The sequence below is a fragment of the Frigoribacterium sp. PhB118 genome, from assembly GCF_003751725.1.
In the GTDB taxonomy this organism is placed as follows: Bacteria; Actinomycetota; Actinomycetes; order Actinomycetales; family Microbacteriaceae; genus Frigoribacterium.
In genome coordinates, this window is the sequence record NZ_RKID01000001.1 from 582,649 (window position 1) to 595,348 (window position 12,700).

The 12,700-nt window shown below is 72.7% G+C and carries 9 protein-coding genes; 2 read left to right on the forward strand and 7 right to left on the reverse strand.

What is annotated here, in order from left to right; translation table 11 throughout:
• Positions 1–133: 133 nt before the first annotated feature.
• The 3 genes from EDF21_RS02630 to EDF21_RS02640 all read right to left on the reverse strand — a co-directional run bounded on the left by EDF21_RS02630 (position 134) and on the right by EDF21_RS02640 (position 5,094).
• On the reverse strand, positions 134–838 hold the full coding sequence (locus EDF21_RS02630) for a ComEA family DNA-binding protein (RefSeq protein WP_123570189.1): 705 nt from the start codon (positions 836–838) through the stop codon (positions 134–136).
• A 104-nt stretch (positions 839–942) separates the two neighbouring features.
• Entirely contained in the window at positions 943–3,489 is a 2,547-nt protein-coding gene (gene leuS, locus EDF21_RS02635) for a leucine--tRNA ligase (protein WP_370274454.1), read from the reverse strand.
• A 180-nt stretch (positions 3,490–3,669) separates the two neighbouring features.
• Complete coding sequence (locus EDF21_RS02640) at positions 3,670–5,094, reverse strand: anthranilate synthase component I family protein (protein WP_123570191.1); 1,425 nt, start codon at positions 5,092–5,094, stop codon at positions 3,670–3,672.
• Positions 5,095–5,126: 32 nt separating this feature from the next.
• Here EDF21_RS02640 and EDF21_RS02645 point away from each other — a divergent pair, with 32 nt between their 5' ends.
• Positions 5,127–5,954, forward strand: a complete 828-nt coding sequence (locus EDF21_RS02645; protein WP_123570192.1) for an aminotransferase class IV — start codon at positions 5,127–5,129, stop codon at positions 5,952–5,954.
• 33 nt (positions 5,955–5,987) lie between these two features.
• Here the strand turns inward: EDF21_RS02645 and cydC are convergent, their stop codons facing one another.
• From cydC to EDF21_RS02665, 4 genes are read right to left on the reverse strand one after another with little or no spacing between them, the layout of a single operon-like run.
• On the reverse strand, positions 5,988–7,748 hold the full coding sequence (cydC, locus tag EDF21_RS02650) for a thiol reductant ABC exporter subunit CydC (RefSeq protein ID WP_123570193.1): 1,761 nt from the start codon (positions 7,746–7,748) through the stop codon (positions 5,988–5,990).
• Positions 7,745–9,388, reverse strand: coding sequence for a thiol reductant ABC exporter subunit CydD (cydD, locus tag EDF21_RS02655; protein WP_123570194.1), 1,644 nt, complete (start codon positions 9,386–9,388; stop codon positions 7,745–7,747). The genes cydC and cydD overlap by 4 nt, the downstream gene beginning before the upstream one ends.
• A 10-nt stretch (positions 9,389–9,398) precedes the next feature.
• Positions 9,399–10,400 carry a cytochrome d ubiquinol oxidase subunit II gene (cydB, locus tag EDF21_RS02660; protein WP_056045711.1) on the reverse strand — a complete coding sequence of 334 codons (1,002 nt, stop codon included), beginning with the start codon at positions 10,398–10,400 and terminating at the stop codon, positions 9,399–9,401.
• Positions 10,401–10,443: 43 nt separating this feature from the next.
• Positions 10,444–11,856, reverse strand: coding sequence for a cytochrome ubiquinol oxidase subunit I (locus EDF21_RS02665; RefSeq protein WP_123570195.1), 1,413 nt, complete (start codon positions 11,854–11,856; stop codon positions 10,444–10,446).
• 143 nt (positions 11,857–11,999) lie between these two features.
• Between EDF21_RS02665 and EDF21_RS02670 the strand changes: the two genes are divergently transcribed.
• Positions 12,000–12,668: a DedA family protein gene (locus tag EDF21_RS02670; RefSeq protein ID WP_123570196.1), complete on the forward strand. Its 669-nt coding sequence runs from the start codon at positions 12,000–12,002 to the stop codon at positions 12,666–12,668.
• The last annotated feature ends 32 nt before the right edge of the window (positions 12,669–12,700 follow it).

Here is a 12,700-nt window from a genome sequence, read left to right on the forward strand (position 1 = left end):
GCGACGACGCAGACGACGAGGGCGACGGCGGCCACGACGGGCGACAGCCCCGGCCGGGTCGAACCCACGGCGAGCCCGACCCACGCCACGGCCACCGGCACCCCGAGCCGCAGGTCGAGGACGCGACCGGGCGTCACACCCGCACCCGCTCGCGCAGTGCCTCGAGCGTCTTCGGACCGATGCCCGGCACCCCCAGCAGGTCGTCGACGCTGCGGAAGCGGCCGTTCTCGTCACGCCAGGACAGGATCGCCGCCGCGGTCGCCGGCCCCACCCCGGGCAGCGTCTGCAACGCGGCGTCGTCCGCGAGGTTGAGGTCGACCGTCCCCCCACCGGCCCCCGTCCCGCCACCGGTCGCCGTTCCCCCCGCGGCCGACCCACCCGCCGCCGCGTCACCACCACCCGCCACCCCGTCGTCCGCGGTCTCACCGACGGCCGGCACCCGCAGCTGCTCGCCGTCGACCAGCACCCGCGCGAGGTTGACCGCCGCCTGGTCGGCCTCGTCCGTGAACCCGCCGGCCGCCGCGACCACGTCGACGACGCGGGCGCCGTGCGGCAGTTCGTACAGGCCGGGCGCCGCCACCCGGCCGTGCACGTGCACGAAGACGACCGAGGCACCCGCGGGAGGTGCGGTGCCGGCCCCTGCCCCGGCCTCGGCCCCGGTGCCCGGCTCGACGGTCACGAGCTCGTCCGCCGCGCCTCCTCGGGTGGCGAAGGCCGACACGGCGACGCTCACCGCCAGCACGACGAAGAGCAGGACGACGACCGCCCCGACCCCCACGCGCCACCGCGGACCACCCGGCTCGGACGGGTCGACGGCGGTGCGGAAGCTGACGGTCATGACCCGTCACGGTACGAGCGGGTGTCCGCCCGCACGGACGACGACGGCCGCCCTGGGGAGCCAGGGCGGCCGTCGACGAGTGGGGACGAGACGCCCCGAGTGACCTACTTCACCGCGATGTTCACCAGGCGCGGCGCCCGCACGATGACGTTGACGATCTGCTTGTCGCCGATCGCGCGCTGCACGGCCGCCGAGTCGCGGGCCATCGCCTCGAGCTCGTCGGAGGCGATCTTGGGCGACACCTCGAGCCGGTCGCGCACCTTGCCGTTGACCTGGACGACCGCGGTGACGCTCGTCTCGACGAGCAGCGTCGGGTCGGCCTTCCGCCAGCCGTACGTGGCGAGGGCACCGCCGTCGTAGCCGAGCTTCTCCCACATCTCGGAAGCCGTGTAGGGAGCGAACAGCGACAGCCCCAGCGCGACGGTCTCGGTCGCCTCGCGCACCGCCGGGTCGGACGCGCCGGGACCCGAGTCGATCGCCTTGCGGACGGCGTTGGTGAGCTCCATCAGGCGAGCGACGACGACGTTGTACTTGAACGCCTCGCTCAGCCCCGGGGCCTCGGCGAGGAACCGGTGGGTGACCCGGCGCAGGGCCTGGTCGCCGTCGGCCCACACCACGTCGCGCGAGCTGTCGACGTCGCTCGCGAGACGGAACGCCCGGGCCAGGAACTTGGCCGAACCGGCGGGCGAGACGTCGGCCCAGTCGATGTCGTCCTCGGGCGGGCCGGCGAAGGCCATCGTCAGGCGGATGGCGTCGACGCCGTGCTTCTCGATCTCGTCGGAGAGGCTGACGACGTTGCCCTTGCTCTTGCTCATCTTGGCGCCGTCCTGCAGCACCATGCCCTGGTTCAGCAGCGCGCTGAAGGGCTCGGTGAAGTCGACGTGGCCGAGGTCGAAGAGCACCTTGGTGATGAAGCGCGCGTAGAGCAGGTGCAGGATGGCGTGCTCGACGCCTCCGACGTACTGGTCGACCGGCGCCCACCTGCTGGCCTGGGCCGGGTCGAAGGCCCGGTCGGCGTCGGTGGGATCGAGGAACCGCAGGAAGTACCACGAGCTGTCGACGAAGGTGTCCATCGTGTCGGCGTCCCGACGCGCGGGCGACCCGTCGCGCGGGTCGGGCACGTTCACCCAGTCCTCGGCCGCGCCGAGCGGCGAGCTGCCCTTCGGCTTGAGGTCGAGGCCCTCGGTCGACGGCAGTCGGACCGGCAGCTCGTCGTAGGGCACCGGCACCTCGACGCCGTCGGCGCCGTGCACGATCGGGATGGGCGTGCCCCAGAAGCGCTGGCGCGAGATCAGCCAGTCGCGCAGACGGTACGTCTTGGCCGCCCCGCCGTCACCGGACGCCTCGAGCAGTTCGACGACGCGCTTGATCGCGTTCGACTTGCTGAGGCCGGTCAGGGCGCCCGAGTTCATCAGCCGGCCGTCGCCGGTCAGGGCCACGCCCGTCTCGCGGGGGTTCAGGTCGGGCAGGTCGTCCGGCAGGATCGCCTGGCCGTCCTCGTCGAGCTCGAGCTTGGGGATCACGCCCGTGACGGGCGCGTTCGTGTCGACCACGACGCGCACCGGGAGGTCGTACTTGCGGGCGAAGTCGAGGTCGCGCTGGTCGTGCGCGGGCACGGCCATGACCGCGCCGTGGCCGTAGTCGGCCAGCACGTAGTCGGCGGCCCAGACCGGCATCGGGTCGCCCGTGAGCGGGTTGACCGCCACCCGGCCGAGCGGCACGCCGGTCTTGGGGCGCTCGCTCGACTGGCGCTCGATCTCGGTCGCCTTCTGCACCTCGACGAGGTACTCGGCGAAGGTCGCCTTGACGTCGTCCGTCGCGTCGGCGACGAGTTCGGCCGCGAGGTCGGAGTCGGGTGCGACGACCATGAACGTCGCGCCGTAGAGGGTGTCGGGACGCGTGGTGAAGACCGTGACCTTCTCGTCACGGCCCTCGATGGCGAAGTGCACGTCCGCACCGATCGAGCGGCCGATCCAGTTGCGCTGCATGTTGAGCACCTTGGTCGGCCACCGGCCCTCGAGCTGGTTGAGGTCTTCGAGCAGGCGGTCGGCGTAGTCGGTGATCTTGAAGTACCACTGCGTCAGCTTCTTCTTGACCACGACGGCACCCGACCGGTCGCTGGTGCCGTCGGGCAGCACCTGCTCGTTGGCGAGCACGGTCTGGTCCACCGGGTCCCAGTTGACCCAGCTGTCTTTGCGGTACGCCAGGCCCTTCTTGTACATCTCGAGGAACAGCCACTGGTTCCACTTGTAGTACTCGGGATCGCTCGTATGCAGCACCCGGCTCCAGTCGAACGACGGGGCGTAGAGCTTCATGCTCTGCTTCTGCTGCGCGATGTTCGCGTAGGTCCACTCGCGGGGGTCGACGCCGCGCTTGATGGCCGCGTTCTCGGCGGGGAGCCCGAAGCTGTCCCAGCCGATCGGGTGCAGCACGTTGAAGCCCTGCTGGCGCCAGTAGCGCGTCACCATGTCGCCGAGGGCGTACTGCTCGGCGTGGCCCATGTGCAGGTCGCCCGAGGGGTAGGGGAACATGTCGAGGATGTACTTGCGCGGCCGCTTGTCGTCGGGGTCGACGACGAACGGCTGCTCGGCGTCCCACCGGGCCTGCCACTTCTCTTGCAGGCGGGCGACGTCGTACTCGCGTTCGGGCACGCCGTCGTGGGGCGGGATGGCCGAGGAGGCGTCGGTCGCGGTCGTGTCGTGCTCGTGTGCCACGGGGCTCTCATTCACTGCTGGCAGTCGGTGCGGTGGGGGCGGACCGTCCGTGCGAGGGCACGGCGACGTGCGCCGGGCTCGGCGATCCTCGCCAAGGCTACCGAACGGCACGCGCCGTCACGACATGCGGACCGGGGCCCCGTCGGCGGTACGGACGCCGAGCACGGCGAGCAGGGCCGCCGCCTTCAGCTCGACCTCGTCGCGTTCGTCGACCGGCACCGACGAGATGGTGATGCCGCCGCCCACCCCGACGCGAGCACCCGCCGGTCGCACGGGCCGTCCCGCACCCGCCGCCCGGGCCCCGTGCACGACGATCGAGCGGATGGTCATCGCCAGGCTCGCCGAGCCGTCGCGCCCGAGCCAGCCGGTCGCACCCGAGTAGATCCCCCGGGGCGCTCCTTCGAGGTCGGCGAGCAGTTCGACGGCCCGTCGCTTCGGGGCACCGGTCATCGACCCGGCGGGGAAGGCCGCCTCGACGACGTCGGCCGCGGTGCACCCCGCCCCGAGACGGGCCCGCACCGTGCTGACGAGCTGGTGGACGTGCTCGTACGAGTGCACGGCGAGCAGCTCGGACACCTCGACCGTGCCGAGCAGGGCCACCCGGGCGAGGTCGTTGCGGACCAGGTCGACGATCATGACGTTCTCGGCGCGCTCCTTCTCGCTCTCGACGAGCTCGCGCGCGAGCACCGTGTCGTCGGCGCCCGACCCGCGGCGTCGCGTGCCCTTGATCGGCGCCGACGACACCCGGCCGTCGGCCGTCACCTCGACGAACGACTCGGGCGACGCCCCGACGACGGCCACGTCGCCGATGCGCACGAACGACGCGTGCGGCGCCGGCGAGGACCGACGGAGGCGCGCGAAGGCCTCGAGCGCGTCCACCGGCCCCACGACGTCGACGGCCGTGGTCAGGCAGAGCTGGTACGCCTCGCCGGCCGCGATGGCCCGCCGACACCCCTCGATCAGGTCGAGGTACTCGTCGGGGCGGTGCCGCCAGCGGGCGATGGGCGGGGCGGCGCCCCCCGAGGAGGCGCGGGTCGGCCCGGGCACCGGAGGCTCGGGCGGCACGTCGGCCCAGGTCTCGACCAGGGAGGACGCCCACGGGTCGCCGGCCCGCGCGACGGCCTCGACCGAGCGTGCGGCGTGGTCGAAGACCAGGGCACGGTCGACGTCGAGCAGGGCGAGGTCGGCGGGGTCCCCGTCGGCGGCGACGGTGGAGGCGGTGGCTGCCCGCCGGTGCCCCTCGGTGGCGTCGCGGTCGAGCAGCCGGCAGCCGAAGCCGTAGCCGAGCCAGCCGGCCCAACCGAGGGGATGGCTGTCGGGCTCGACGTCGACCAGGTCGTCACGCACCGCCTGCCAGAGCCGGTCGGCGCCGCCGTCGCGGACGTCGCCCGTCCACGCCGGGCCGAACCCAACGACGGACCGGCCCCGAACGGCGCCCACCCCCGCGTCGCGCCAGACCACGTCGCCGGTCGCGGCCAGGTGCCGGACGACGGCCTCGGGGTCGCGCCACGGCAGGGAGGAACGGACGACCGCGGGACGCATACCCTTGATCCTATGAGCGGAGACCCGACCCGATGAGTGGCGAGCGGCCGGGTGGTGACGTGCTGCACGTCTGGCAGGGCGACGAGCTGGCGACGCGCGGGGGCGGAGGGGCGGCGGACGCCGACCCGCGCCTCCTCGTGGCGGACTCGTGGCTGGTCGACGACGGCTCGGTGCTGGCCCTCGACGTGCACCGCGACCGGTTCGCCGGGTCGGTCGCCGAGGTGCCCGGGGCGCCCGACGCGGACGAGGTGTCGGCGTTCTGGACGGCGGCCCTCGCGGTCCTCCCCCGGACGGGAGCCTGGTTCCCCCGCGTCGAGCTCGTCGCAGGCGACGGAGCCGAGGACGGCGACCGGGCACGGCTGCGGCTGCGCCTCCGTCCCGCTCCCCCGCGCCACCGCTCGGTCGTCCTCGCCACGGCCGACCGGGACCCCCGCACGCGACCGACGGTCAAGGGGCCCGACCTCGCCGCCCTCGGCTCGCTCGTCTCCGAGGCGCGGTCCCGAGGGGCCGACGAGGCCGTGCTGCTCTCGCCCGAGGGACACGTCGTCGAAGGCGCCTGGAGCTCGATCGTCTGGTGGCGCGGGGACGCCCTCTGCCTCCCGTCGGACGACCTGGCGCGCCTCCCGGGCGTCACGGTCCGCAGCCTGACGACGCTGGCCGCCGTCCTCGGCGTCGACGTGCTGCACGACCGCACCCGGCCGGACGAGCTCGACGGGTTCGAGGTCTGGGGCCTCGGCGCACTGCACGGCATCCGCATCGTCACCGGCTGGATCGACGGCCCGGCACCCGCCGAGGAGCCGGGGCGCCTGGCGCTCTGGCGCGGCCGACTCGACCGCCTGCGACGACCGGTCGACGGCTGACCCCCACCGGGCCGCGATCGGTGCCTCGACGCGTCAGGCGCCGGCCCCGTCGTCGGGCGTGACCTCGGACCCGACCTCGGAGCCCACCTCGACCTCGCCGAGGCGGCCCGCCTCGAGGCGCACGCGCCGCGTCACCAGCTCGGCCGGCACCTCGACGTGCGAGATCACGACGACCGTCGAGCCGTCGTCGCGGGCGGCGGTCAGGACGTCGTGCACGAGCCGACGGGAGGTCTCGGCGTCGAGTCCGGCCGTCGGCTCGTCGAGCACGAGCACCGGGAACCCCCGCAGGAGGGCACGCGCGAGCGAGATGCGCTGGGCCTGACCACCCGAGACGAGGACGCCGCGCTCGCCCACCGGTGCGTCGAGCCCGCCGCGCTCGGCGGCCCAGCGGCCCAGCCCGACGCGGTCCAGGACCGCGAGCAGGTCGTCGTCGGTGGCCGTGTCGCGGGCGAAGAGCAGGTTCTGCCGCAGGGACTCGTCGAAGAGGTAGGGCGTCTGCTCGATCAGGCCGACCGTGGCCCGGACGGCGGCCGGGGCGAGGATCGCCGTGTCGACTCCCCCGACCTCGTAGCGACCCGTGTGCTCGACGAAGCGGGCCAGCACCCACGCCAGCGTGGTCTTGCCGGCGCCGCTCGGCCCCTCGACCACGAGGCGGTCGCCGACGGCCACGTCGAGGTCGACGCCGCGGAGCGCGGGGCCCGCCGCCCCCGGCCAGGTCGCCGAGACTCCCCGCAGGCGAAGCGCGGGCACGGAGGCCGGCACGGCGGGCCCGTGGGCTCGGAGAGGGTCGGAGGCGGTGACGTCCGCCCCACCGGACACGTGGTCGTCGTCGACGACGCCGGCCGGCACGTCGACCGGCACCGCCGAGTCGACGCGGTCACCGCTCGCCCGCACGCGACGCCAGGCCAGCACGGCCGTCGGGACGGCACCGACGACCTCGAAGACGGCGAGGGGCACGAGGGCGACCAGCGCGAAGGCGGGACCGGTCAGCCCGCCCGAGGCGACGTCGGGCGCCACGACGGGGATCGTCGCGAACACGGCGGCACCCGACAGCGCCGAGAGCACGGCGGCGACCACGCCCCCGGTCAGGGCCCGACGCGAGGAGGCGCGGCGCAGGTCGTCGTCGAGTCGAGCGACCCGGGCGAGCTGACGGTCCACCGCCTCGAACGCGACGAGCACGTCGAGGTTCTGCACGAGGTCGACGACGGCAGCCGAGAGCGCCCCCCGCCGGTCGGCGAGGGTGCGTTCACTGCGGCGGGCGAGCCGGTCCGCGGCGACGCAGCCGACGACGAACGCGATGACGAGTGCGCCTGCCAGGACGACCGCCGCCATCGGCGACACGAGGGCGACGCCGACCACCGCGACGACCGAGGTCAGGCCCGACACCACGAGCGGCTGCACGACCCGGAGGGGAAGGTCCTGCAGGGCGTCGACGTCACCGACGACGCGCGCCAGCAGGTCGCCGCGATCGGTGCGGCCGAGACCCGCCGGGGCCACGCGGATCAGTCGGCGGTAGAGCTCGGTGCGGACCACGGCCAGCTGACGGAAGGCCGCGTCGTGGCTCGACAGCCGTTCGAGGTAGCGGAAGACCGCGCGGGTCAGGGCGAACGCGCGGACGCCCACGACGGCGAGCGAGAGGTAGAGGATCGGCGGCTGCTCGGCGGCCCGCGTGATGAGGTATGCCGACGCCGCGAGCAAGGCCACCGCCGAGAGGGCGCTCAGCGACCCGAAGACCAGGCCGGGGGCGGCGCGGCGTCCGGCGGGCTGAGCCGTGCGGAGCAACGAGCGGGTCACGAGGGGCCTCCGATCGGGACGACGACGTCGGCCGCGTCGCTCACGGCGCGGCGGTGCGTGACGACGACCACGGCGACGCCCGTGGCCGCGATGCGACGGAGGCCCTCGACGACCCGGGCCTCGGTGACCCGGTCGAGGGCGGACGAGGGCTCGTCGACCAGCAGGAGGCGCGCCCCGACCCGGTCGAGCCGGTACAGCGCCCGGGCCACCGACACCCGCTGCGCCTGGCCGCCGGACAGTCCCTCGCCGCCGGCCCCGAGCACGAGCGCCGGGTCGAGGCCGGCCGCGCCGGCCAGGTCGAGGGCGCGGACGACGGCCTCGGTGTCGGGCCCGTCCTCGTCGCCGAGGCCGACGTTCTCGGCGACGGTGCCGGACGACAACTGGGCGGACTGGCCCGACCAGGCGATCTCGTGGCGGGCGGGCGCGCGGCCCGACGAGCGCCAGACGGCGCGTCCCTCGCACGGCTCGAGCCCCAGCACGGCGTCGAGCAGGGTGGACTTCCCGGCACCGCTCGGTCCGACGACCGCGGTGACGCGACCCGTCTCGGCGACGAAGGAGGTCTCGGCCAGCCGCACCGCCCCTCCTCGGCCGACCGACACCCGGTCGACGACGAGCGCGTCGGCCTCGGTGAGGGCCGCGGCCGGATCGGCGTCGGTCGTCGCCCGGGACGACCGGGGCGTGACGTCGCCGTCCTCGTCGTCCAGCAGCTCGAAGACGTCGTCCGCCGCCGCGACCCCGTCGGCCGCGGCGTGGTAGTTGGCTCCGACCTGGCGCAGGGGCAGGTAGGCCTCGGGGGTGAGCAACAGCACGAACAGCCCGGCGGTCAGCCCCAGCGACCCCTCGACGAGCCGGATGCCGATGGACACGGCGACGAGTGCGACGGACAGCGACGCCGCGAGCTCGAGCACGAAGCCGCTGAGGAACGACACGCGCAGCACCGTGACCGTCTCGACCCGGTAGTCGTCGGTGATGCGACCGATCCGCTCGACCTGGCGCCGCTCGCGACCGAAGGCCTTGAGCGTCGACGCCCCGCCCACGGCGTCGGCGAACGACGAGGCGAGGCGCGTCAGGCGGTCCCACTGCCGGGTCTGGGCGGCCCGCGTGGTCCACCCGATCAGGACCATGAAGACGGGGATCAACGGCAGGGTCAGCACGACGATCAGGGCCGACAACCAGTCGTGGAGCGCCATGACGACGATCAGCAGCGGCGTCGCCAGGGCCGTCAGCACCAGCTGCGGCAGGTAGCGCGCGAAGTACTCGTCGAGGGCGTCGAGCCCGGGGCCGACGAGCGTCGCGACGCGCGCCGAGGAGTGGCGGTCGACCCAGGCGCGCCCCCGGTCGGCGACCGCGCGGACGACCCGGGCCCGCAGCTGGCTCTTGACCTGCGCCGCGGCCCGCGCGGCCGTCACCTCGAGGGCCCAGGCGACGAGCGATCGTGCCGCCACCGAGACTCCGAGCCCCAGCAGGGTGGTCGAGAGACCGGAGACGCGCCCGTCGACGACCTGGACCACGGCCGTCGTGGTGAACCAGGCCACGGCGACGATCGCGAGGGTCTGCGCGAGGCCGAGCACGGCACCGAGCCCCAGGAACACCCGGGCGGCGGAGGCGTAGCGCAGGAGGCGCGGGTCGAGCGGCTTCACGGACGTCGCCTCAGTGCGCGGCCGGGATGGTCGCCCGGGTGATCCGCTTGCGGAAGATCCAGTAGGTGAAGCCCTGGTAGCCGAGGATGAGCGGGACGAAGACGAGGGCCACCCAGCTCATGATCGTCAGGGTGTAGGTCGAGCTCGACGCGTTGGCGATCGTGAGACCGTTCGCCGGATCGTTGCTCGCCGGCATCACCCAGGGGAAGAGCGCGGCGAACAGGCTCGACACCGCCAGGGCGATCGTGAGGGCCATGAGGCCGAAGGACCGGCCCTCGCGACCGCGCAGGTTCGCGACGAACGAGGCGATCAGGCTGACGGCGGCCCCGGCCGAGAGGACCACCGAGGCGAGGGTCCCGTGCATCAGCGAGGTCAGGACCAGGAAGGACGCCGCGACGACGATCGTCACGAGCCCCGCGCGGGTGGCCAGGCGCCGGGCCCGGTCACGGATCGCCCCCTCGGTCTTGAGCGTGACGAACACGACGCCGTGCGTGAAGAAGAGCAGCAGGGTCGTGAGACCGCCCAGCAGGGCGTAGGGGTTCAACAGGTCGACCAACGTCCCGGTGTAGTTGTGCCCCTCGTCGAGCGGCACGCCCTGCACGACGTTAGCGAACACCAGCCCCCAGACGAACGCCGGCACGGCCGAGCCGACGACGATCATGAGGTCGAAGCGGCGCTTCCACGAGGACTCGGGACGCTGGTGGCGGTACTCGAACGAGACGCCCCGCGCGATCAGGGCCAGCAGGATGAGCAGCATCAGGAGGTAGAAGCCGCTGAACAGCGTGGCGTACCACTCGGGGAAGGCCGCGAACAGGAACGCACCGGCGACGATGACCCAGGTCTCGTTGAGGTCCCAGACCGGACCGATGGTGTTGATCAGCACGCGCCGGTCGGTGTCGTCGCGACCGAGGAAGGGCAGGGACATGCCGACCCCGAAGTCGAAGCCGTCGAGCACGAAGTAGCCGACGAAGAAGAACCCGAGGATCACGAACCAGAGGGTGGGGAGGTCCATGGTCAGAGCCTTTCTCGCATCGGTTCGGTGGGGGTGGTGGGCATCAGTAGACCGTCGCCTCGTGGCGGATCTCGCCCGACACGGGGTCGGGCTCGGGGGCGTCGGCCGGACCCTTCTGGGCGGCCCTGACGATGAGCTTGAACTCGACGACCGCGAGCGTGCCGTAGATCAGCGTGAAGGCGACGAGCGAGATGAGCACCGTCAGGCCGGTGACGCCCGGCGAGACGCCGTCCTCGGTCTTCAGCAGCCCGAAGACGAGCCAGGGCTGTCGACCCATCTCGGTGAAGACCCAGCCGACGATCATGGCGAGGAGGGGCATCGGGTAGCTGAAGACCGCGGCCCGCCAGACCCACCTGTTCTGCGGCAGGCGTCCTTTGCGGGTGATCCAGAGGCCGACGAGCGAGACGAGCACGCTGACCATGCCGAGGCCCATCATCCAGCGGAAGGACCAGTAGGTGACCCAGATGATCGGGGTGTAGTCCCCCGGACCGTAGAGCTGCACGTACTGCGCCTGGAGGTCGTTGATGCCCTCGACCGTGCCGTCGAAGGTGTGCGTCGACAGGAACGACAGCAGGTACGGCACCCGGATGCTGAAGAGCTCGTGCACCCCGTCGGGCGTGCCCAGGGTGAAGATCGAGAACGAGGCGTCGGCGCCGGTGCTGGTCTTGTACAGGGCCTCCGCGGCCGCCATCTTCATCGGCTGGGTCTCGACCATGGCGAGACCCAGCTGGTCGCCCGTGATGAAGGTGAGCGCGCCGGCGGCCACCATCGTCCAGAGACCGAACCGCAGGGCCGGTCGCATCGTCTCGAGGTGCTGGTTGCGCGAGAGGTGCCAGGCGGCGACGGCGACGATGACCGCGGCCGAGACCATGAAGCAGGCGAAGATCGTGTGCGGGAACGCGGCGAGGGCGACCTTGTTGGTCAGCACCTCCCAGATGCTCGTGAGCTCGGCCCGCCCCTTCTCCTCGTTGATGTCGTAGCCGACCGGGTTCTGCATGAAGGCGTTCGCGGCGATGATGAAGTACGCCGAGAGGATGCTGCCGACCGTCGCACCCCAGATGCTCAGCAGGTGGAGCTTCGGCGGCACCTTGTCCCAGCCGAAGATCCAGATGCCGATGAAGGTCGCCTCGAGGAAGAACGCGAGCAGGCCCTCGAGCGCGAGCGGGGCGCCGAACACGTCGCCGACGAACCGCGAGTAGTCGGACCAGTTCATGCCGAACTGGAACTCCTGGACGATGCCGGTCACGACGCCCATGGCGAAGTTGATCAGGAAGATCTTGCCGAAGAACTGGGTCAGCTGCAGGTAGTGGACGCGGCCGGTGCGCACCCAGGCCGTCTGGAAGACCGCCACCGTGAAGGCCATGCCGATCGTGAGGGGCACGAACAGGAAGTGGTAGATCGTGGTGAGCCCGAACTGCCAGCGGGACAACAGCAGCGGGTCGAGCAGCTCGTTCATCGGGATGTGCCTTCTCCCTCGGATGGTGGTGGTGGTCGTGCGTCGCTCCGTCGGGACGTGTCGAGCCTAGATCCGGAGATGAACGACACCTGTCGTTTAGGGCACCCGGGCGCCGTGCACTCGCTGTGAATAGGCTCGGGCGGGTGAACGACGTGCTGACGACCCTGCTCGACCTGGTGCAGTCCGTCGATCCCGTGCTGAGGACGGTGCTGGCCGGCATCGCCATGGTGCTCGAGACGTCGGTGCTGCTCGGCCTGATCGTGCCGGGCGACACGGTGGCGATCGTGTCGGCCACGGCGGTGGGGTCACCCTTCGAGTTCGGTGCGCTCGTGGTCGCCCTCGTCCTCGGCGCCCTGGTGGGCGAGAGCATCGGGTTCGCCCTCGGCCGGTTCTTCGGACCGAGGATCCGCGCGAGCGCGCTCGGACGACGCCTCGGCGAGGCGAACTGGGTCCGGGCCGAGAACTACCTCGCGCGACGGGGCGGCATCGCCGTCTTCGTCTCGAGGTTCCTGCCGGTTCTGCACTCGCTCATCCCGTTGACGGTGGGCACGAGCCCCATGCGCTACCGGACGTTCCTCACCTGGACGGCCCCCGCCTGCCTCCTCTGGGCCCTCGCCTACGTCTCCGTCGGCGCGGCGGCCGCGGGCGGCTACCGCGAGCTGGCGGACCGACTGCACCAGGCCGGGTACGTCTTCGTCGGCATCATCGTCGCGTTCGTCCTGCTGGTCGTCGTCGTGAAGAAGGTCCTGCACCACCGCGAGGAGCGCCACATGACACGCCCCGACGGGGACGCGGGCGACGGGACGTCCTGACCCGCGCCTCCTCGGGGTCGCCCTCCGGGCGG